Raw genomic sequence first — 21,404 nt, 5'->3', positions numbered from 1 at the left:
GGTCATGGTTGAAGAGTCGAATTCGTCAACAACTTATTCAATTTGACTGTATCAGGGATGCTATGGAATATGTACTTCGCCTAGCGTCCTAACCGCCTTGTCTGTTGCTATAAAAAGGCTAAGGCAGTCAGTTGGAAATTGAATTTAAGCATGATTTTACTTTGTTTGAATGAGCAGCTTGCTAATCTGAGATGAACTCTTTTGCAATGGTGCGGGAGACTGAGCGATCTCCACGGGGACTGGCATCAAGATGGAGAATATGAGTTATTTAATTAGCCTCAACTTGTGAAATAGTTCGGTAGAGACAAAAACTTGCAATTTATTGATGAATGAGGAATTGCAGAATAAACTCAAGAATCAGAAAGCATTGAGTTGTACAAATTAAATTGACCTGATAAGTTTTGAAGTGCTTGCAGGTTGAGTAACTACGCTAACTTCTCCCTGTGCAGTTTTATTCACGAAGTAAGCGATTCCTCGATAGATCAATCTATAAGCTACTGGTTGTACAGGAACTTCACTCTGCTTTGTATTCGGCTCGATACGATAGGTAAGCCCACGGTAAATCAAATTATAAGCGTGACCAGAGCCACGAACTTGCTTAAAGGGCTGTCTTCTGTTCTGGCTTTCAAGCTTCGAGGAGTCGTATTCGTAGCTAACACCGCGATATTGAAGTTTCATGGTTTCACCTTTTGAATGAATGTAATGAGTTGGGTTTGATGCTAGGGTGTTTTATGGTCGTGAAACCGAATTGGCACAACTTTGGCAGTGAATAGTGACCCAACGCGATCGCGTGGTTGGGTTGCTGGGGATTGGCGGGATTGGCAAAAGTACGATCGCCGTCAAAGCAGCGCTACAGATGTAGTCTGAGTTTGAGGTTGTGGTATGGCGATCACTTGCCAACGCACCCTCATTAGATGAACTCCTGACCAGCCTGCTGAAATTTCTCATGTCACTTCAGGGAGACAATCCCATCATTCCGGCAACACTAGATAAAAAGTTATTGAAGTTGATGCAGTATTTGCGATCGCGCAGGGCTGGCTAAGAACTCCTCTGGCTCGATGCTTTTAGGCAATTAGGATAGGGGAAATTTTATCCCATACTTCGTCGAAGCGATTTCAACGGCTTTTTCGATGTCGGCGGGACTAGGGGGACGGTTTTGATTGCGCTCTTCTTCAGGGTTCATTGGCAGGTTAACTAGCTGACCTACTTCTGCAAAAAACTGCTCAGGCCCAGAAGGTGTAGCTATCACAAGCACTTTAGCAGGCTTTGACCCGACGTTCTTGAAACCGTGGCGCAAACCTTTGGGAAAGGATAGGTAGGTTCCTTGAGTTGCGACAGTAGTTTGTTCGTCAAACTGGTACTCAACCTCACCCTCAAGAATATAGTGGGATTCAGCCGCTTGGTCGTGACTGTGGGGTGGTGTAGTGCTTTGCGGTTGCATCACTATCTCGTATAACGAATAGGTTCCGCCCGTATCTTTTCCCACAGCGAGAAAGGTGTATAAGTCACCCAGGACTAAATATGTGGAACCCTTACCAGGCTGAACTAATGTAGCTTTGGCATTGACAGAGATTGTTTCATTCATGGCTTTATCTCCTAAATAGCTATGGCGTAAGCTGTTGCGACATGAACTTAGTTTGCAAAATTTCTCCAAATTGCACCACTCAATATCTGCTAGTTAAGCGGCCCAGTTAAGGCGATCAGCTAGGCTAGCAGCGCCAACGCTCCTAACGTCGCTACCACTAACACTATCGCTTAGGGCGCAGCCTCTCGTAGAGAGGGTTTTACGCTGCTGCCGTTTCCATTTAGCCCACGCAAGTTTCTTGAGTTAAAGCTACAACTTATAGTGAAGCGTGGTATTCTTCAGGAAAAAAGACCCTGATTCAGTGGTTTGCAATTCGCACTCGCAGGATGCAGCCCGTTATAAAAAAGATTTGCTTTGCCCTAAAATCAGCAATTTGCTTATGGATGCCAATGCCAAGAAATCCAAGCGCAGTAGAGTTGCTTCTGCACGAGTCAGAGGAGTCATTGTGTCGCCTCATGGATGGCAGCGATTTCAAGCGGCAAAACAGCAGGCAGAATCGGAGGAAACCTGGGGTAAGCGGTTCACGCAGGAGGATCTCAACGAACGCACAGGACTATCACTCAATACCCTCGCCCGAATCCTTAATCGCGAACTTGGTGTTGATCGGCAATCGCTAGAGATCCTTTTTCAAGCATTTGGGCTGGAACTCACAAAGGATGATTATGCACCCCCTGTCACAGCCTCTAAAACGTTAGAGTCGCAGCGAGAAGATCCGCAACAAGACTGGGATAACGCGGTTGATGCTAGGGTGTTTTATGGTCGTGAAACCGAATTGGCGCAACTTTGGCAGTGGATAGTGACCCAACGCTGTCGCGTGGTTGGGCTGCTGGGGATTGGCGGGATTGGCAAAAGTACGATCGCCGTCAAAGCAGCGCTACAGATGCAGTCTGAGTTTGAGATTGTGGTATGGCGATCGCTGGCGAATGCCCCCTCGTTCGACGAACTCCTGACCAGCCTGTTGAAATTTCTCATGCCACTTCAGGGAGACGATCCGATCATCCCGGCTACGCTCGACGAAAAGCTTGTCTTATTGATGCAGTATTTGCGATCGCAGAGGTGTCTGTTGATTTTAGATAACGCTGAAACCATTCTGCACAGTGAGCAGGTGGGTCAGTGGAGATCGGGCTATGAAGCTTATGGACAGTTTTTGAGAACGCTGGGCGAAACGCCCCATCAAAGCTGTTGCTTGCTAACCAGTCGCGAAAAGCCACGGGAAATCGCGTTGATGGAAGGCGAACAGAGCGTAGTGCGATCGCTGGTTCTGGGTGGACTCACGCCCGATGATGGACGCGCCATTTTTCGGCAAAAGGGAGCATTTACAGGTTCACTTGCCCAGTGGCAAACCCTGATCAATCACTATGGCGGCAATCCTCTGGCGCTGAAGTTGGTCGCATCTGCCACGCAAGATTTGTTCAACGGCAGCATTGCAGAGGTTCTAACCTATCTTGAGCAGAGCGTTTTTGTCTTTGAAGACATCCGCGATCTGCTCGCTCGCCAATTCAATCGCCTATCGGTAGAGGAACAGAAAATTCTCTACTGGTTTGCTATTCACCGAGAGCCGATGGCGATCGCTCCTATTCGTGAAAACGTTATCGGTGCAGCCTCACAGCAAACCGTTCCCCAACAAATAAATTCGCTGCTTCGGCGATCGCTACTCGAAAAAACAGATGGATTATTTTTCTTGCAGCCCGTTGTAATGGAATATGTCACAGAACGGTTGATACAACAGGTCTGTACAGAATTTACAACTCGACAACTTGATGTATGGCAAAGTCATTCATTGATTCGAGTACAGGCAAAAGACTATATCCGAGAGATGCAATTACGATTCATCGTACAGCCTGTAATGGAATGGCTTTTATCGTCTTATCGAAATGTGTCGGAAGTTGAAGATAGAGCAAGGCTGCTTCTGGCACAACAGCGACAACAGCCAGAATATGGAGCAGGATATGCGGCGGGGAATTTGATCAATCTGCTGGTGCAGCTCAAAGTAGATTTGCAGGGTTCCGATTTTTCTTTCCTCGTAGTACGACAAGCCGACCTAAGACAGATTAATTTGGCGGGAGTCAATTTTCAAAATGCGAATTTAGCAACATCCCTTTTTTCTGAGACCTTGGGGATTGCAACATCAGTCGATATTAGCCCCGATGGTCAATGTTTTGCCGTGGGTGATATAAGCGGGATGGTGTATCTGTGGAATGTCACATCCCATGAACTCCTCGCTACTTTTGAGGGACATAGCGGTGGGGTTTGGGCTGTTGCATTTAGTCCCGATGGCACGACGTTGGCGAGTGGCGGTAATGATGCTGTGGTGCGGTTATGGAATGTGCAAAGTGGTGAGTGCTTGCAGGTTTTGGCCGGGCACACGGGGCGAATTTGGTCTTTAAGCTTTAGCGCTAATCGTCAATGGTTAGCAAGTAGCAGTGATGATCAAACTGTGAGAGTGTGGAATTTACAGGGTGACTGCTTGCACGTTTTGAAAGGACACACCAAAAATGTTTATTCCGTTCACTTCTCGCCCAACTATCCAACTTTAGCCAGCGGCAGTAACGATACCTCGATTCGGATTTGGGATGTTGAGACTGGAAAATGCTTAAATGTGTTGCAAGGGAATTCTTCTGGCGTTCGCTGTGTGCGTTACAGTCCAGATGGTCAATGGTTAGCAAGTGGTGATCTCGATGGCTGCATCCAACTATGGAGTCATCCATCTAATTCTAAAACGCATTCCCCCAATCCTGAATTCAAACCGATGCGAGGGCATACCAACTGGGTTCGAGGCATTGTATTTAGTCCAGAGGGTAGCACTTTAATGAGTAGCAGTGATGATGAAACCCTTCGGATTTGGAATGTGCAAGACGGACACTGTATGAATATTCTGGCCGAGCATACTGGCGCTACTCTGGCGATCGCCATCAGTGCAGACGGTAAGCTATTGATCAGTGCTAGCCAAGACCGAACGGTACGGTTGTGGCAGATGCCAAGCGGACAAAGTATCAAAACGTTGAGCGGCTATACGACCGATGGAAAACACTCCTTGAGTTTTAGTCCCATCCCGTTGGCAGCATCTCAAAAGCAGAATGACTCTATCCCTGCGGGAACCGAGCCAGCCACTATGAGCCACCTGCTTGCTAGTAGTAGTAGCCAAGCGGGAACGATTCACTTATGGCAGTGGCAGGTTGATGGCGATCCACTCAGCTTGCTTCCCTGGAAAACCCTCTACAGAGAAACCAGCCGAGTTTCAAATTTAAGCTTTAGCCCAGATGGTCAAACGATCGCCACCAATGGGCAAGATGGCTCTATTTTTCTATTGGATGTCCAAACAGGACAGGGTGATCGCTGGAATGCTCATGATGCCCCCGTAATAGCGGTGCTTTTTAACCCCAAAGGGCAAACCCTGGCAAGCAGTAGTTTTGACCAGACAGTACGCTTGTGGAATGTGCAAACTCGTCAATGCTTGCAAGTGCTACGGGGTCATCGGGGTAGCATTCAGGCGATCGCTTTTGATCCCAAAGGGCAAACGCTGGCAAGTGGCAGTTCTGACCAAACCATTCGGTTATGGGATGTGCAAACTGGAGCCTGTCTGCGGATGATAGAAGGGAACGGGGGTGGGCTTTACACGCTAGCATTTCATCCAACCGAGCCGATTCTGGCGAGCGGCAGTTTTGACCAAACTATTCGCCTTTGGGATATGCAAACTGGAGCCTGTCTGCGAATGTTACGAGGACATACCAGTGCCGCGTATACTCTCGCCATTAGCCCTGATGGTCAACTTTTGGCAAGTGGCAGTGACGATCAAACCGTGCGCTTGTGGAATTTGCAAACAGGAGAATGCCTTCATGTCATGTCCGGACATATCAGCTGGATCAGGTCAGTCATCTTTAGCTCTGACGGTCAAATTGTATTCAGTGGCAGTGACGATCGCACCATAAAACTGTGGGATGTCACTACGGGACGCTGTATCAGAACGGTGAGAGGCGATCGCCTCTATGAAGGCATGAATATTCAAGGTGCTACAGGATTGACAAATGCTCAAAAAACAACACTGACAGCATTAGGAGCAATTTCACGGTGAAGCGATTGTTTACAGCAAAGCAAAGCTGCTTGGCCTACGATGCTGGAAAGCCACGCAATCAAGTTGCTCATGCTGCTCATGGTTTCTTTTCTCGAGATGGAATTTCACCTGTGCAACTGCTGCAAATTGGACGAGAGCAATTGCATCCTTACGATGATGTTGAAATTCAGGTGGGCGAGGTGGTCGAAGACCTTGCAGTATCCGTTTTGACTCAACAAAAATATACTGTTCGAGTTTCCGATCTCTACCAAATTAACTGGAAAGCGATCGCAGATGAACAGGACTTTCTCCATCTTCTTCAGCGTGGAGAGGTGACTGACAACCGCTCGTTGCCTCAAAAAACTGCTGGAGTTTAGGCTAAAAATCAGCACTCCGAAAATCATACTTAGAGAAATGAAAATTTAGAGGATACACTATGTTTTTTAGAGCAATTTTAGCTGTTATAACCACAGTACTGATTATTACAATCTCGTATATTTCTCCGGGGATGGCTCCAGGTCAAACTCTAAAAGCTCAATTACCTGGTGTTTACTCTTTTCGGTTAGGCGAATTCACGATTACGGCACTTAGTGATGGTACAGTACCGCAAGATATCAATAAGGTTTTAACTAATACGAACTCGGCAGAGATCAAGCGTCTCCTCCATAGAAACTTTCGCACGAACCCTGTTGAAACCTCAATCAATGCGTTTCTGATCGATACCGGAGATAAACAGGTGTTGGTGGATGCTGGAGCGGGACAATTGTTCGGGCCAAAGCTAGGTGGCAAGCTGCAAGTTTCCTTGAAAGCAGCGGGCTATGCACCAGATGAGATTGACATGATTCTCCTTACCCATATCCATACCGATCATAGCGGTGGTCTGGTTGAAAATGAGCGACTGATGTTTCCTGCTGCCACAGTTTACGCTGGCAAGCCTGATGTCGATTTATGGCTCGATCCCGCGAATGCAGAGCGATTGCATCTCGACCCCAGATATTTCGATGAAGCAGTCAAAACGGTCAAACCATACCTTGATGCAGACAAGCTTAAATCGTTTTCTGGCGAAATAACTATCTTACCAGGAATCACTGCGCGTCCCACGCCTGGGCACACGCCGGGACACAGCTTTTATGTAGTTGAAAGCGAAGGCGAGAGCATTGAGTTTTGGGGTGATATTCTTCACTTCGGCTCGATTCAATTTCCAAATCCTAAAATCACAGTTGTCTACGATGTCAATTCAAATGCCGCAGCAAAGCAACGAGCGAAACAGTTTATCCGTGCAGAAAAATCACGCTCCCTAATCGCCGCTGCACATTTGCCTTTTCCAGGAGTGGGGCACATCCGTGCAGAGGATAAGGGTTATACCTGGGTACCTGTAGATTATCGCTGGCGCAATTAACGAGTGGTGTGCCACACGAACCACCGCATGACAACTGTATCGTAATTTTTTTAGCTTGAAATAATTACCTTCCTCTGAAATACTCTTGTAATATATTAATAACTTGTGTAGATGAATTATTGGCTAATGAAATCAGAACCAGAAGTCTATAGCATTGCCGACCTTCAACGGCAGAGCGAGACTATTTGGGACGGTGTTCGCAATTATCAAGCTCGCAATTTTTTACGCCAAATGCATGAGGGAGACTTAGCTTTTTTCTATCATTCCAACACTAATCTTCCCGGCATTGCTGGTTTAATGCGTGTGGTGAAAAAAGATATTACTGACCCAACTCAGTTTGAGCCAGAAAGTAAATACTACGACCCAAAATCAAGTTCCGAATCTCCTCGGTGGCAAACAGTTGTAGTAGAATTTGTTGAGACTTTTTCTAACCCGATCTTGCTATCAATACTTAAAGAGAAGTTTAGCGCCGAAGAGCTAATGCTGGTAAGACAAGGAAATCGCTTATCGGTGATGCCCGTCCCTGAAGCAGTAGCTTTGAAGATTCTGGCGATGAAAATCTCCTAGTTGAAAATTACAGCAGGACTCAAAATTACGAATTACGAATTACGAATTATCAGCCCATCTATTTAAATATAACTACTCCTGTGATTGCGATCGCAACTCTTGTAATACCCTTTGCAAAAACTTACCCCATTCTGCCGCTAAAGGAATTTCTGTAAACGGAACCCGTACTGAGCCAGTAGATTCGGAAAATAGAAATTCTAATTCTATAGAACGGCCTTTTTCCGGTATATTATCTATATCTACTTGTTTGTCATCTATCAATAAGTAGATTTGTTTGACATCAAGCAAAGAGAATGTTTCTAGTTTAATAGGGCCTTTAGGCGTGGGTTTACCCCAAGTTAGATTGTTGCCTTTTTGACCCAGTACAGCGTAAATATCATACTTAGCCCGTTCAAATTGCTCTGCCCAGGTGCGATAGGCTTCAACTTTTTGATACTCCCTCGAACCTTGCCAAGCCAACCAGAAAAACATTACTAACAGGGGCAACCACAAAAGACCACGTTCCATCGTTTAAGAAATCCTGAGTAATGAATTGAAACTTGTAACTAAAAGTGCAGAATCCACCACTAAAGGATGGAGATAAGTTATGGTAGTGAGCAAACTGGCAAAAAGCGGTGATGAGTTAATATGAGAAAGCTTATATTATTGTGCTTGTTTGTCATTGGGCTAGGATCTGCCATATTTGGTTTCCTGAATTTCCAGGGATTGGCAGTTAAAGGAGAGTTTGAGACGATTTTGCTTGATTTTCGGGAAGATATTCCATCACTTGTAGTGGAACAGAATTTGCAAGCGATCGCCAAACAATACAACGTTACACCCCAATTAGACAACAAGTTTTCTAAAAAAGATAATGTGTATATTATCAAGGGCGATCGCCAACGACTCCAAGAACTGAAAAAATCTCAGTTTGCCCAAGCGACAGAATTCATTGAACCAAACTATATCTACAACAAGATTCCTCAACCAGGCAAAGCCGCTTGGCTAGGAGAATTTTTAAGACCCCAAGAAGATGAAGAAGTAAGTTCTTCATTAACTGGCCCCAATGACCAATATTACAGCAAGCAGTGGAACTTGCATAAAATCGGTATTGAAGGCGCATGGAGTCAAACCAAAGGTAGCGGTATCACAGTTGCAGTCATTGACACTGGGATTACCAAGGTTCGTGACTTGTATGAGACAAAATTCGTCAAGGGCTATGATTTTGTTAACGACCGAGAAGAAGCCACAGACGATAACGGTCACGGTACCCATGTTGCTGGAACTATTGCCCAAGCCACAAATAACAAATATGGCGTAGCTGGAATTGCCTACGAAGCCAGTTTGATGCCGCTGAAGGTACTCAGTTCTTATGGCGGTGGTACCGTTGCCGATATTGCTGAAGCGATTAAATTTGCTGCTGATAAAGGCGCAGATGTGATCAATATGAGCTTGGGCGGTGTCGGTGAAAGCAAGTTAATGAAAGAAGCGATCGAGTATGCCCATAAAAAAGATGTAGTTATTATTGCCGCAGCCGGCAATGAAAACACTAATGGGGTAAGCTATCCAGCCCGCTATCCTTACGTCATTGGCGTTTCGGCAACTGGCCCAGATGGCGAAAGAGCGCCCTATTCTAACTTTGGCGCAGGGGTAGATATATCGGCTCCTGGTGGCAGTGAAGCTGGTAAAATTCTCCAAGAAACTATCGATGAAAAGGGCGAAGGAGTATTTCTGGGCTTCCAGGGTACAAGCATGGCTGCTCCCCACGTTGCTGGTGTTGCGGCATTAATCAGAGCTGCTGGCATCAAAGAACCAGATGAAGTTTTAAAAGTCCTCAAGCAGTCAGCGCGAGTTATCCAAGATGATGGCTTGAACTATTATGGCGCTGGACAACTTAATGCAGAAGCAGCAGTCAAACTAGCCTTTAGCGGACAAATCAGTTTTCCAGATTTCTTTCGCTGGTTACGGGATAACGGCTATCTTAACCCCGGCTTTTGGATTGATGGTGGTGCAGTAGCACTGTTACCCAAGGTTTTAATGGTAGTTGGTTCTTATCTGCTGGCTTGGTTTTTACGGGTTTACTTCCCCTTCACTTGGAGTTGGTCTTTATCTAGTGGACTAATCGCCGGCAGTTCTGGGTTATTCTTCCTCAAGGGAATCTATATTTTTGATCTTCCCCAATGGCCTTTGCGGGTTTTGGGCAGTTCAATCCCCGAATTAGGCAATACCCTTCAGGGAACTGATGCCTTGAATCCCCTGTTTACTAGTGTACTTATTCCCGTTGTGTTAATGGCATTGCTGCTGGGACATCCTAGTTGGAAATGGTTTGCCATTGGTTCAACTTTAGGTGTAGCAGCATGCTTAACTATAAGTGCGTTTTTCGATCCGGCAGTTTGGGGATTGGGAAGTGGTAACTTAGCACGCCTCTTCCTCATTGCCAATGCCCTAATCTGTTATGGACTTGCTCGTTTAGCATTGAAAAACGAAGAAAAAACGGCATAAAAAGGGACTGGGGACTAGGAAAATTCTTCCCCAATCCCCAGCCCCCATTACCCCTTATCCCCAAAGGGGCCCCACCTTCCCCTGTTCCCAATCCCCAACTCAGCACTTTTTATGAGCATTACACTTACAGGTACAATCGAACGCCGTGATATTGGCACAGGCGCATGGGCATTAGTCACCGAAGAGGGCGTTACTTACGAAATCCTCCGAGGGGCTGATAAAGACTTACTCAAAACCGGACAAAAAGCAAAAGTTAAAGGACAGGTGCGCGAAGATATTATGACTATTGCCATGATTGGCCCTGTCCTGGAGATTAAATCTTTTGAGGTAATTAGTTCTGATTAGCTGTAGAATCCAGAACTTCTTGCAGACGGCTTCTAAACTCCCCTTTGGGATGACCTCCTTTTACCTCACCCACAATCTGAAATTCCCCTTCTGGAGAATTGCAGAGGATGTAAGTAGGCCATCCCATTTCTGATTTATCGGGATATTGAGTCAATAAAATTTTGCGATACTTGCGGTAAGCAGTCGTATCTTGCATTTTTACATCGATAAATTCTAAACCCAGTTCTTCAGCCACCTTTTTGTCATAAAAAGACATTTTATGGCAGATGCCGCACTCTTCTGAAGAGAACTTAATTACAGCTAAACTCATGGGTTGGCTACTTTTTGATTTTAAGCAAAGTTTGTCATCATATTTCCATGAAATATTACCATATAGCTGGTCATTAATGTCAACTTAAGGCTGAAACTTATGCCAATCCATCTGAGTTTACAGGTAATATGAAATTACTCGCGATCGCCCCGTGGTCAATTACCTTGAATCTAAATTGAACTCGCTATTTCGCTCATTATCAGCGTTATACCAATTTAATGTGAAGTTGCATATATCTTGGTCCCCCTAAATCCCCCTTTTTAAGGGGGACTTTGATAGATTTTTTTCCGGTTCCCCCCTTATTAAGGGGAGCCAGCGCGGTCTTCTCCCAAAGGGAGAGGCTAGCGCCAAGGGGGTTTCCCCCATAAGCGACTGGCGTGGGCTAGGAGGGATCGCATTCTATGCAGCTTCATAAAAAATTGATATTGTATTATTTAAATAACATATAGCTTAAGTACTTATTTCCAAAACAGTGGCATACTGAGTTCATAACTCAATATAACTACGTAAATAATTAGAGGTTTGTAATGTTCGCCTAGCATCTCATAGAGAGGACTTTAGTCTGCAAATGAGGGCTAGAGCCGCTCACTAAAAACTAATTTCTAGATTTTTTACATTACTTAACCTAGTTTAATTTATTTTCTCCGACTTCTTTGCTTTACCGTAATAGTTAATAATATTTTAAACTAGTCGTTAATTATTTTTCATGGTTATATAACTATAATACAAATTGTATAAATAGTCATATATGTAATGAAATATTCATTGCCCAAAACAGCAAAATTATTTCGCAAAAAGCTGAAAAAATACTGGCGATCGCTTAATCATTGGTTTTTAAATACACCAGAAAGGGCACTCTTAGAAGCTTACCAAGCAGCTGAGAGAATTAAAAACATTGAGCTAGAACATTTTGGTAACAAAAAAATATCTTCAGAATCAGTAAAATATACTGAAAATGTCATGTCATATTGGCAAGTATACCTTGATAAAAATTTAACTATTATCAAGCTAAGGCTTGCAGAGTTCCAATTTAGTCGGGGATTTATAAATATTTCTAACTCTATTCTCTTAGATAAACTCAAAGTTATTGATGAAGTTGTAGAAAAGTATGCTATCAAAAATCAGCTAACTAGTAGCACATTAGGATCAACTTCTCAACCCATAGAAATTAACGAACAGCCAGATCCATCTAATATTAATAATATTAAAGCAACATCTCCATCTCAAAATTATAGAGCGTTTCGAATGTCTATAAGTAAGAGACTTAATAGAGTTAGAGCAGATTTTGCACCACAGGCCGAAGAAGATTTTATCAGAAATTATAGATTTTCTAGAAATAGAACAACAATTGCTTTAAGATTTTTGATGACTCTAATCATTGTACCACTTTTGACTCAGCAATTATCTAAAGAGTTTTTAGTCATTCCCATATTACAAAGAGTTAGAGGAAATGATGCAACTAAAGTTTTTGTCAATTCTGACGTGGAAAAAGAAGCTCTCCATGAATTACATAACTTTCAAGAAAAGCTAAGATTTGAATATTTGCTATATCAAGCGCCACCACTTTCTTCAGAGCTAACACAACAAAAGCTGAAAAATAAAGCAGTTGCAATGTATGAAAAATTTCGGATAAAAAGTAACAATGAGATTAGTAATGTTTTTGCTGATTTAATCTCACTATTTTCTTTTGGTATGGTTATCGCTCTTAGCAAAAGAGAAATTTGGATTATCAAGTCTTTTATGGATACCATTGTCTATGGTCTTAGCGACAGTGCTAAAGCTTTTTTAATTATTCTATTTACAGATATATTTGTAGGATTTCACTCACCAGAAGGGTGGGAAGTTATTCTTGCAGGATTGGCAGAACATTTAGGTTTGCCAGCCAGTAGAAACTTAATCTTTTTCTTTATTGCTACATTTCCTGTGATTTTAAACACTATCTTCAAATACTGGATTTTCCGCTATCTCAGTCGTTTATCTCCGTCGGCATTAGCTACATTAAAACAAATGGATGATGCATGAGTAGCAAGATCCCCAAAGAAGTACACTAAAAACTAATCTAAAATATTTTTTACATTACTTAACCTAGTTTTATTTATTCTTACTGACTTACTTTTGCAAGATGTTGGGAAAAGGTTAAAGGGAAAATTACATCCCTTTCCCCTTTCCCCCCGCCCCTTATCCCCAGAGGGGGCCTTTTTCCCATTTCTGCAAGAAGTCTAGTGTAGCGAGTCCGTGAATGTCATTATGGATTATTTTGGCGCTTTTGTTTCCTGATTCGCTAGGCTATGTATATCCTAGTTTTTTCAAAGCGTGCTATGGATTTTGAAAGCAAAGCCAATGGCCCAACTCCTACAGATAACATAGAGTTTGCTCAACCAAGTAGTACCCGTAAACCACTGCAATTGCTACGAGATACTGAAGCTTTGCTACGTCGTCCAACGGTAGCAACACTGTCGCCGATTTTGCCACCAAAACTGAGCAATAGATTCCAAGCAACCTCATCTTTGGCAGACGACTCCTTTAAAAAATTGGCAGAAATTGACTTAGACAGTATTAGTGATTTTGAACTGCGTCCTGTACGAATTTTTGTTGGCTTAAGCTTTGTTGGTTTTGGGGCGCTCATGATATTGTTGCTGCTGCTATACTTAAACACATTGCATCCAAAAGTTAATACAGTTGAACAGATTCAGCTATATTGGTATCAATATGTTTGGTTTGTCAGCTTAGGTATCACAGGGATGTTTATTTTGGGTCGAGAAGCAATGCGTCCTATGCCAAAGCGACGCAAGTAATTCGTAATTAAGTTTTGTGGTCGAAATATGAGTGAAAAAGATTGTAGAGATGTAGCAGTGCTGCGTCTCTACAAGAGTATTGTAATTTAATAGTTACAATAAAAAGTTGAGTAATTAATAGTTCAAAATGTACTTGTGTATTAATTAGCTGTTAGCAAAGGAGATTTTATATATGGATCATGATGCTTTCATTGTTCCGCCAGGTTCAAAGATTTCTTTGAAAAAAAACTATGACCCAGCTTATAAGACTGATTTTCATGAAAAAGCTGATGCTGCAATCAAATTACAGGAAGATGTTGAACGACTAGCTAATTACCAAAATATTCTCTACGCTCAAAATACATATTCCTTATTAATTATTTTTCAGGCAATGGATGCTGCTGGTAAAGATAGCACTATTAAACACGTTACCTCTGGTGTTAATCCCCAAGGATTTCAAGTGTTTAGTTTTAAAGGGCCCAGTGCGGAAGAATTAGACCATGATTATCTCTGGCGCTCAATGAGAGCTTTGCCAGAAAGAGGTCGGATTGGAATATTCAACCGCTCCTACTATGAAGAAGTGCTAGTAGTTCGTGTCCATCCAGAAATGCTTCAAAAACAACAACTTCCTCACTTTCCTGATGGAAAAAAGATATGGAAGCAGCGCTTTGGAGAAATTAATAATTTTGAAAAATATTTGGTAAATAATGGTGTAATTATCCTAAAGTTTTTTCTAAATGTCTCAAAATCAGAGCAGAAAAAACGATTTTTAGAACGGATTAACTCTCCTGAAAAAAATTGGAAGTTTTCAGATAATGATGTCAGAGAACGAGTTTTTTGGGATGATTACATGAATGCTTATGAAGAGGTTTTTAACTATACTAGTACTAAATGGGCACCGTGGTATATTATTCCTGCCGATCGCAAATGGTTTACACGTTTAGTAGTGGCTAATATCATCTGCACAAAATTACAAGAGCTAAATTTGCAATACCCAATATTTAATGAGGAACATAGGCAGCAACTTTTGCAGGCAAAACTAATTTTAGAGCAGGAAGATTAACTTATCTTTTTTTTAAAAGGTTAAAAATTGTAAGTTGATTAATGTTATTTGTCCTAAAGAAGCTATGCAGATGATCATAAGCAAAAAATCATGATTCAAATGGCAGAAAATGCCAAAAATCATCCACCTCACTTTAATAATGCTGCCTTTGATATAGTGGCGATCGCAGCCTCAGCAGGCGGTGTGACTGCTTTAGTTAAAGTGCTATCAACTCTACCCGCAAAATTCCCCGCCGCGATCGCCATTGTGCAACACCTTGCGCCCCAACACCGCTCGTTCATGGCAGAAATTCTCGGTCGGCGCACGGTTCTTGCTGTTAAACAGGCACAAGAGGGAGATTGCCTTACCCCAGGAACAGCTTACGTTGCCCCGCCCAATCACCACCTGTTGGTTAACGGTGACAGCACCCTTTCCTTATCACAGTCGGAATTAGTACATTTTTTACGTCCTTCAGCTGATTTATTATTTGAATCAATTGCAACCATTTATAAAGACAGAGCGATCGCTATTGTGCTAACTGGAACGGGTAGCGATGGGGCGATGGGAGTAGAAGCGATAAAAAAAATGGGTGGTACTATCATTGTTCAAGAGGTAAAAACCGCCGAATTTTCTGGGATGCCCTCAGCTGCAATTCAAACTGGTAACGTAGATTTTATTCTCCCCCTTGATGCAATATCGAGTACTCTGGTGACTTTGGTCATGGGTAATGTTGAAATTGACTGATATATTGCATCAGCCTCAACAACTGTCTCAGAATTTATTTTGAAGCTAATAGCTCAAGTTGTCTAAAAACGACTAAATAAAAAGACTTTTAATTTAAAATTCCAAATTGGTATGACTTCCGCAGAAAGAGATCCTAAATTTGAAAATCTACTTATTCATCTGAGACAAAACCGCGGATTTGATTTTACAGGCTATAAGCGATCAAGTTTGATCCGTCGGGTACTCAAGCGGATGCAGTCATTAACTATAGAAAACTTTGAAGAGTATCAAGACTATCTAGAAGTTTATCCAGAAGAATTTAATTATCTCTTCAACACTATCTTAATTAATGTCACCGATTTTTTTCGAGATTCATCAGCTTGGGAATACATAGCAGAAAAAATACTGCCTAATCTGATTAGGAATAAAAAAACTTCTGACCAAATCCGCATCTGGAGCGCTGGCTGTGCTTCTGGGGAAGAAGCTTATACTCTGGCAATGTTGATGGCTGAAATTTTGGGAGCAGAGGAATTTCGCCAACGAGTGAAAATCTATGCCACAGATGTAGATGAAGATGCTCTCAACCAAGCTAGGCAAGCTGTGTATTCAGCAAAGGATGTCCAAACGGTACCAGATGAACTGCGACATAAATACTTTGAGATTGTCGGGAACCGTTATGTCTTCCGCCAAGACTTGCGTCGCTCAGTGATTCTTGGTCGCCACGATCTGCTTCAGGATGCACCCATTTCGCGCTTAGATTTACTGGTCAGCCGTAATACATTAATGTATTTTGATTCTGAGACTCAAAGGCGAATTTTAACCCGGTTTCATTTTGCACTAAATGATAATGGCTATCTGTTTTTAGGAAAAGCAGAGATGCTATTGATGCATTCTAATCTGTTTACTCCACTGGACTTGAAAAACCGGATATTTGCTAAAGTATCGACGGTGAATTTACGCGATCGCCTCTTGGTTATGGCAAATTCAGTAGATGACGAATGTAGCAGTCCTTTGGCTCGAAACCTTCGGCTGCGAGATATGGGTTTTGACACAGCCTCAATTGCCCAAATAGTCATTGATATCAATGGCATTCTGGTAATGGTGAACGAGCAGGCGCGGGCTTTGTTCGCCCTTTCACCCAAAGATTTAGCTCGTCCTTTCCAGGATCTGGAACTTTCCTATCGACCAGTTGAATTGCGATCGCTAATTGAACAGGCTTATAATGAACGCCGCCCCATCAGCCTGACAAATGTAAAGCGCTATTTGTCTAATACAGAAATACAATATTTGGATGTGCGAATTACGCCTTTGCAAGAAACAGATACCAGTTTCTTAGGAGTCAGCATCTCCTTTAATAATGTCACGCGTTATATTCAACTCCAAGATGCCCTGCAACGTTCCCAACAGGAATTAGAAACTACCAACGAAGAACTCCAATCTACCAATGAAGAATTAGAAACTACCAACGAAGAACTCCAATCTACCAATGAAGAATTAGAAACTACCAACGAAGAACTCCAATCTACCAATGAAGGATTGGAGACGATGAATGAAGAACTCCAATCTACCAATGAAGAATTACAGACAATTAATAACGAACTGAGCGAGCGCACCACAGAACTCAATCGTACAAACATTTTCCTTATCTCTATTCTCAAAAGTCTCCAAACGGGAATAGTGGTAATTGACAGCAGCTTTAATATCTCTATTTGGAATTACATGGTAGAAGATTTATGGGGCTTGCGGACTGATGAAGTCATTGGAAAGTCTATCTTCAGCTTAGAAATTGGGCTACCCCTTGAGCAGTTGCGATCGCCTATCCGCGAATCCCTATCGGGAAAAAAACAGTTTCAAGAAATGATCCTTGATGCGACTAATCGTCGGGGTAAGCAAATAAAATGTTACCTGGCAATCACCCCGCTGCTTGGCATTGAAATGCAAGGAGCAATTTTGATGATGGCAGATGTAGAGAGAGTCAGCAGTATGATTTCTAGTCAAGAAATGGAGGAACGGCGGTAACAGGAATGAAAGAGGGAGGGGGCAGGGGGCAGGGGGCAGGGGGCAGGAGAGGCAGGGGAGGCAAGGGGAGAAAGGAATTTAATTTTTTGACGATAAACGCCGCAAAGTTGCCTTAATGGACTACTAGTTTAAACTATGGAAAAATCCAAAATCCAAAATCCAAAATTGATTGACTCTGTGCTTACTCAGTTACCGACTATCAACGCCCTGAAACAACCCACTAGCTCTGCTTGGGTTGAACAAGCGATCGCTAATTTAGATATCATCTTACTTGACCACTCTCACTGTGAACGCAAAGCAGCAGGTGTGGCCTTGAACATGATGTTTCGCTACCCTTCGAATACTAAAATGGTTCGGGAGCTAACTGCGATCGCCCGCGAAGAATTAGAACACTTCGAGCTAGTTAACCAATGGTTAGAACGCCGGAATATTCCCCTAGCTCCCTTACCACCGCCTCCTTATGGCGCGGGTTTAAAAGCTCAAGTCCGCCCTAAAGAACCTGAGCGATTTTTGGATTCCTTGCTAGTCACTGGTTTAATCGAAGCTCGCTCTCACGAACGCCTAGGATTATTAGCTGCTCACTGTCCAGAGCCAGAGTTAGCAAAATTTTATCGGGGGCTAATGGCATCCGAAGCGCGTCACTACGGTATATATTGGGTTTTAGCTGCTACTTATTTCGACAAAGAAATTGTCATGCAACGGCTTGATGAATTGGCAATTGTCGAAAGTGAGTTGTTGGCGAATTTGCACCCAGAACCTAGAATTCACAGTTAGTAGACTAAGGCAACAGATATGAAGCTTCAGCTAACACACCTGAGACTGCTTGTCTCCAACTACAAAGATTCTTTTCTGTTCTACCGGGATCTGCTGAAATTTGATGTCGATTGGGGCGATGAAGATAGCGGATATGCTGAGTTGAATACCGGATATCTCAAGCTCGGTTTGTTCAAAAAAGACTTAATGGCTGAAGTAGTCCCCAGAATCGAACAGCCTTCATACATTGTCAATCGAGATAAAATTGCCTTGATTTTCGCAGTCGATAACGTGGATGAAGTCTATGAGCAAGTAAAAAATCAGAATGCGATCGTTGTGACTGAACCACAAGATCGCCCAGACTGGGGAATCCGCACGGCTCATTTTCGCGATCCTGATGGCAATCTTATCGAAATCTATAATAATCTCGGAATTGTTAGTTAAAAATTTGCTGCCAATACAACTATCCAATATCTGAATTACAAACTTAGCTCTAATACCAAGCTCGATAGACTACAAATAGGGGACATATTTGCAATATGTCCCCCTAAAAATTTTATGTATTTCTAGCCTGACAAATGCCTTGGTCATTAAAGCTAGAATAATATTTAATTACTGTTCTAGCCAGCCTAGCTTAGACTATTTAAGTTCACTGTCTATATAGATGCTGGTTTTTTCTTGAGAACTTTATTCATCAAACCAAGTACCAACAGACCAAAAATTGCGCCAGGTTCAGGAATAGCAGTTGCTGTCAACTCACCACCAAGATCCAATCTACAGTTTGGGTATGTGTCGCACACTTCTGGTGAGAGATCATCCTTTAAGAATATCTTAGCCGTTGGCAATCCTTGCTCGGCATTTAGGTAAGTATAAAAATCTAAACCTGTCACATCTGTTGAAAAGTCAATTCCCAAATCAAATCAAAACCATTAGATGTGTCAAAATTGCCAGTTTGTAAAACAGTCTCTGTTACTGTATCAAAATTGAAATTGAAAGCACTGTCCGATTGTGGAAAATCGTAGTTAAAGTTTTGCAATAAACTTCCCTCTGGATTGAAGAAAGAAATTGCAAAATCAGTCAGTTGATCCTTTGTGACGATGCTTCCCAGAAAACTATCATTATAGCTGAACTGCCCCTCAGCTGAATAGCCTTGATCTCCTAGCCAATCAAGCTTATAAGAAGCAGCATCAGCACTGGAAACCCTCATTAAAGTAGCTATAGAACTGAAAGCAGCAACAGCTACAGTAGATTTGATTTGGTTACGAATGCTTTTCATTTTCTTAATAAAAGTAATAGATTCTGATGTTGTATTCGTCTGCAAACTTTTCATCAGTATGGAAGCCAATACTGATTATTCTTTAAAAGATGAACTATATAAAGTGAATTCATCTACCTAAATAGTGAGATTAAACACAGCATTAATCACTGAAATAGGTTAGAAAAATTGTATCATTCACAGTCAAAAATCTGCTGACATTTGCTGATTATTTTTTGTGAAATCAGCCAAAAACCTATAATTTATGCTAATACTACCGCACTAGTTTTTTAAACAATTCTTTAACTTATCTTAAACAAATAATGTTTTGTTTGCACTGATTTTTATCACATTATTTAGATTATTTTTTGTGCGGAATAAAATATCAAAATTCAACATTTTATAAAGTTTATTCTTTATATTTACCTGTTTATATATAGCCCTAGGCTCTAAATAGCTGTTTTGTTTGAATATATGCATTAATTTGCCAAAAATAAGGCAGATTTCATCATATAATTTACCTTTTATTTACTAACCCTAAATTAAATAAAGCATTACCCAAATTTAATCAAGATCAAATATTTTTGCTTCAGCATTCTTTTTCAAGTAACCAAACCATCCTCATGACATTCTCAAGACGTAAATTCTTTGCAATAGCAGGTACAACTGCTGTCGGCACCTTGATGGTGTCTCCTATGGAAGGTCTTCTAGCCAGACAAGCCTTTGGTCGAAAATTTGGTAAAGGATATGGGCCCCTTGTACCAGATCCCAATGGTTTGTTAGATTTACCAGCCGGATTTCAGTATCGAACTTTCTCTCTAACAGGCGAACTCATGAACGATGGCACTTTAGTGGCTGGCGGTCATGATGGGATGGCGGCTTTCCCAGGCCCCAGAAATACAGTAATTTTAGTTCGCAACCACGAACTTAGCCCTGGTTCAGCTACACAAGTCATCGGGCCAAGACCCTACGATCCACTTTGTAAAGGTGGTACAACAAACTTAGTTGTTGGGCCTAATCGTCAGTTAATCAAACACTTTACTTCCCTAAGTGGAACCTATCGTAACTGTGCAGGTGGGCCAACTCCTTGGGGTTCATGGATTACCTGTGAAGAAAACATCTCCACTGTGGCTACAAATGACCCAGAAAATCCTACCAATAATGTCTCAACTTCCCACGGTTATAATTTTGAAGTTCCAGCCAGTACCACTACTCCTGTGAAGCCTGAACCTTTAATAGCTATGGGAAGATTTAACCATGAAGCTGTTGCCGTAGACCCCAAAACGGGAATTGTCTATGAGACAGAAGACCGGGGAGATAGTCTCTTTTACCGTTTCATTCCAAAAGAACGTGGCAAGTTAGAAAAAGGAGGCACTCTTCAAGCTTTAAAATTCAAAAATATTTTTCAAGCACAAACCTTTGCTGGTTTCCCCAAACGGAAGCCGATGAAAGTAGAGTGGGTAACAATTACTGATCCCAATCCGCCTGAAGATACTGTACGAGAAGAAGGTTTCGCAAAAGGTGCAGCTCAGTTTGCTCGTGGGGAAGGTATCTGGTATGGTAACGATGAAATTTACTTTTGCTGTACAAGTGGCGGTGCTTTAGAGCTTGGTCAAGTCTGGCGCTATATTCCCGCTAAAGAGACAATTGAACTGTTTGTAGAATCTACATCTGCTGCCGAACTGGAAAATCCAGATAACATAGTTGTTTCACCTTATGGTGATCTCATTCTTTGTGAAGATGGAGATGATGAGCAGTTCTTAGTAGGTGTTACTCCAAAGGGTGAACTCTATCAATTCGCCCGTAATGCTATCAATGACAGGGAGTTTGCTGGTGCTTGCTTCTCACCTGATGGTAAGACTTTGTTTGTTAACATCCAAACACCTGGTATTACTTTCGCAATTTGGGGCCCTTGGACAAGTCATAGAGACTAAACCTCGTCTAGGTTGAGACCCGTAGTTTTTCCTCATCAGGTTTGAGATGAGTTGTCACCCACAAACGATCTGCTACTGTATTGGGAGAGGCATTAATTTGTTGTTGAAATACTGAAACCTGTTCAATTAGGTCAGACTGACGCTCATAGCAAGTATGATATGTAACATC

21 protein-coding genes are annotated in these 21,404 nt (G+C 42.2%); 15 read left to right on the top strand and 6 right to left on the bottom strand.

Annotation, left to right across the window (positions count from 1 at the left end):
• Positions 1 to 381: 381 nt before the first annotated feature.
• Complete coding sequence (locus tag H6G97_RS30295) at positions 382 to 678, bottom strand: DUF4278 domain-containing protein (protein ID WP_190944217.1); 297 nt, start codon at positions 676 to 678, stop codon at positions 382 to 384.
• 199 nt (positions 679 to 877) lie between these two features.
• Between H6G97_RS30295 and H6G97_RS30290 the strand changes: the two genes are divergently transcribed.
• The gene (locus tag H6G97_RS30290) at positions 878 to 1,042 is read left to right on the top strand and encodes a hypothetical protein (protein WP_190944216.1); all 165 of its coding nucleotides are present in this window, start codon (positions 878 to 880) and stop codon (positions 1,040 to 1,042) included.
• Between the two features lie 30 nt (positions 1,043 to 1,072).
• Here the strand turns inward: H6G97_RS30290 and H6G97_RS30285 are convergent, their stop codons facing one another.
• A complete protein-coding gene (locus H6G97_RS30285; RefSeq protein ID WP_190944215.1) occupies positions 1,073 to 1,585 on the bottom strand; it encodes a cupin domain-containing protein in 513 nt (170 codons plus the stop codon).
• A gap of 379 nt (positions 1,586 to 1,964) precedes the next feature.
• Here H6G97_RS30285 and H6G97_RS30280 point away from each other — a divergent pair, with 379 nt between their 5' ends.
• The 4 genes from H6G97_RS30280 to H6G97_RS30265 all read left to right on the top strand — a co-directional run bounded on the left by H6G97_RS30280 (position 1,965) and on the right by H6G97_RS30265 (position 7,602).
• The gene (locus tag H6G97_RS30280; protein WP_190944214.1) at positions 1,965 to 5,657 is read left to right on the top strand and encodes a WD40 domain-containing protein; all 3,693 of its coding nucleotides are present in this window, start codon (positions 1,965 to 1,967) and stop codon (positions 5,655 to 5,657) included.
• A complete protein-coding gene (locus H6G97_RS30275) occupies positions 5,654 to 6,013 on the top strand; it encodes a hypothetical protein (RefSeq protein ID WP_190944213.1) in 360 nt (119 codons plus the stop codon). Before H6G97_RS30280 ends, H6G97_RS30275 begins: the two co-directional genes overlap by 4 nt.
• A 59-nt stretch (positions 6,014 to 6,072) precedes the next feature.
• On the top strand, positions 6,073 to 7,035 hold the full coding sequence (locus H6G97_RS30270; RefSeq protein WP_190944212.1) for an MBL fold metallo-hydrolase: 963 nt from the start codon (positions 6,073 to 6,075) through the stop codon (positions 7,033 to 7,035).
• Positions 7,036 to 7,146: 111 nt separating this feature from the next.
• Positions 7,147 to 7,602, top strand: coding sequence for an EVE domain-containing protein (locus tag H6G97_RS30265; protein ID WP_190944211.1), 456 nt, complete (start codon positions 7,147 to 7,149; stop codon positions 7,600 to 7,602).
• Positions 7,603 to 7,674: 72 nt separating this feature from the next.
• On the opposite strand, the gene H6G97_RS30260 is transcribed toward H6G97_RS30265, so the two are convergent.
• Positions 7,675 to 8,109 (bottom strand): hypothetical protein, encoded by a 435-nt coding sequence (locus tag H6G97_RS30260; RefSeq protein ID WP_190944210.1) that lies wholly within the window; start codon positions 8,107 to 8,109, stop codon positions 7,675 to 7,677.
• 120 nt (positions 8,110 to 8,229) lie between these two features.
• On the opposite strand from H6G97_RS30260, the gene H6G97_RS30255 reads away from it, so the two are divergent.
• Together H6G97_RS30255 and H6G97_RS30250 are read left to right on the top strand one after the other, a co-directional pair.
• Entirely contained in the window at positions 8,230 to 10,080 is a 1,851-nt protein-coding gene (locus H6G97_RS30255) for a S8 family peptidase (RefSeq protein WP_190944209.1), read from the top strand.
• 111 nt (positions 10,081 to 10,191) lie between these two features.
• Positions 10,192 to 10,425, top strand: coding sequence for a hypothetical protein (locus tag H6G97_RS30250; protein WP_190944208.1), 234 nt, complete (start codon positions 10,192 to 10,194; stop codon positions 10,423 to 10,425).
• On the opposite strand, the gene H6G97_RS30245 is transcribed toward H6G97_RS30250, so the two are convergent.
• Positions 10,412 to 10,735, bottom strand: coding sequence for a thioredoxin family protein (locus tag H6G97_RS30245; protein WP_094347267.1), 324 nt, complete (start codon positions 10,733 to 10,735; stop codon positions 10,412 to 10,414). The two genes, H6G97_RS30250 and H6G97_RS30245, sit on opposite strands and share 14 nt — an antisense overlap.
• Before the next feature lie 765 nt (positions 10,736 to 11,500).
• Here H6G97_RS30245 and H6G97_RS30240 point away from each other — a divergent pair.
• The 7 genes from H6G97_RS30240 (at position 11,501) to H6G97_RS30210 (ending at position 18,490) form a co-directional block, all read left to right on the top strand.
• Positions 11,501 to 12,757 carry a proton extrusion protein PcxA gene (locus tag H6G97_RS30240; protein ID WP_338421866.1) on the top strand — a complete coding sequence of 419 codons (1,257 nt, stop codon included), beginning with the start codon at positions 11,501 to 11,503 and terminating at the stop codon, positions 12,755 to 12,757.
• 296 nt (positions 12,758 to 13,053) lie between these two features.
• The gene (locus H6G97_RS30235; protein ID WP_190944206.1) at positions 13,054 to 13,530 is read left to right on the top strand and encodes a hypothetical protein; all 477 of its coding nucleotides are present in this window, start codon (positions 13,054 to 13,056) and stop codon (positions 13,528 to 13,530) included.
• Between the two features lie 172 nt (positions 13,531 to 13,702).
• On the top strand, positions 13,703 to 14,572 hold the full coding sequence (locus H6G97_RS30230) for a polyphosphate kinase 2 family protein (protein ID WP_190944205.1): 870 nt from the start codon (positions 13,703 to 13,705) through the stop codon (positions 14,570 to 14,572).
• 90 nt (positions 14,573 to 14,662) lie between these two features.
• Complete coding sequence (locus H6G97_RS30225) at positions 14,663 to 15,295, top strand: chemotaxis protein CheB (protein ID WP_190944204.1); 633 nt, start codon at positions 14,663 to 14,665, stop codon at positions 15,293 to 15,295.
• A gap of 111 nt (positions 15,296 to 15,406) precedes the next feature.
• Positions 15,407 to 17,293, top strand: coding sequence for a CheR family methyltransferase (locus tag H6G97_RS30220; RefSeq protein WP_190944203.1), 1,887 nt, complete (start codon positions 15,407 to 15,409; stop codon positions 17,291 to 17,293).
• A gap of 135 nt (positions 17,294 to 17,428) precedes the next feature.
• The gene (locus H6G97_RS30215; RefSeq protein WP_190944202.1) at positions 17,429 to 18,067 is read left to right on the top strand and encodes a MiaE family protein; all 639 of its coding nucleotides are present in this window, start codon (positions 17,429 to 17,431) and stop codon (positions 18,065 to 18,067) included.
• Positions 18,068 to 18,085: 18 nt separating this feature from the next.
• Positions 18,086 to 18,490, top strand: a complete 405-nt coding sequence (locus H6G97_RS30210; RefSeq protein WP_190944201.1) for a VOC family protein — start codon at positions 18,086 to 18,088, stop codon at positions 18,488 to 18,490.
• A 212-nt stretch (positions 18,491 to 18,702) separates the two neighbouring features.
• On the opposite strand, the gene H6G97_RS53050 is transcribed toward H6G97_RS30210, so the two are convergent.
• Together H6G97_RS53050 and H6G97_RS53045 are read right to left on the bottom strand one after the other, a co-directional pair.
• The gene (locus tag H6G97_RS53050) at positions 18,703 to 18,936 is read right to left on the bottom strand and encodes a hypothetical protein (protein ID WP_242055426.1); all 234 of its coding nucleotides are present in this window, start codon (positions 18,934 to 18,936) and stop codon (positions 18,703 to 18,705) included.
• Positions 18,933 to 19,322 (bottom strand): hypothetical protein, encoded by a 390-nt coding sequence (locus tag H6G97_RS53045; RefSeq protein ID WP_242055424.1) that lies wholly within the window; start codon positions 19,320 to 19,322, stop codon positions 18,933 to 18,935. The genes H6G97_RS53050 and H6G97_RS53045 overlap by 4 nt, the downstream gene beginning before the upstream one ends.
• A gap of 602 nt (positions 19,323 to 19,924) precedes the next feature.
• On the opposite strand from H6G97_RS53045, the gene H6G97_RS30200 reads away from it, so the two are divergent.
• The gene (locus H6G97_RS30200) at positions 19,925 to 21,235 is read left to right on the top strand and encodes an alkaline phosphatase PhoX (RefSeq protein ID WP_190944200.1); all 1,311 of its coding nucleotides are present in this window, start codon (positions 19,925 to 19,927) and stop codon (positions 21,233 to 21,235) included.
• The last annotated feature ends 169 nt before the right edge of the window (positions 21,236 to 21,404 follow it).

The organism is Nostoc flagelliforme FACHB-838 (genome assembly GCF_014698065.1).
In the GTDB taxonomy this organism is placed as follows: Bacteria; Cyanobacteriota; Cyanobacteriia; order Cyanobacteriales; family Nostocaceae; genus Nostoc; species Nostoc flagelliforme_B.
This window is presented reverse-complemented; position numbering and strand designations above follow the sequence as displayed.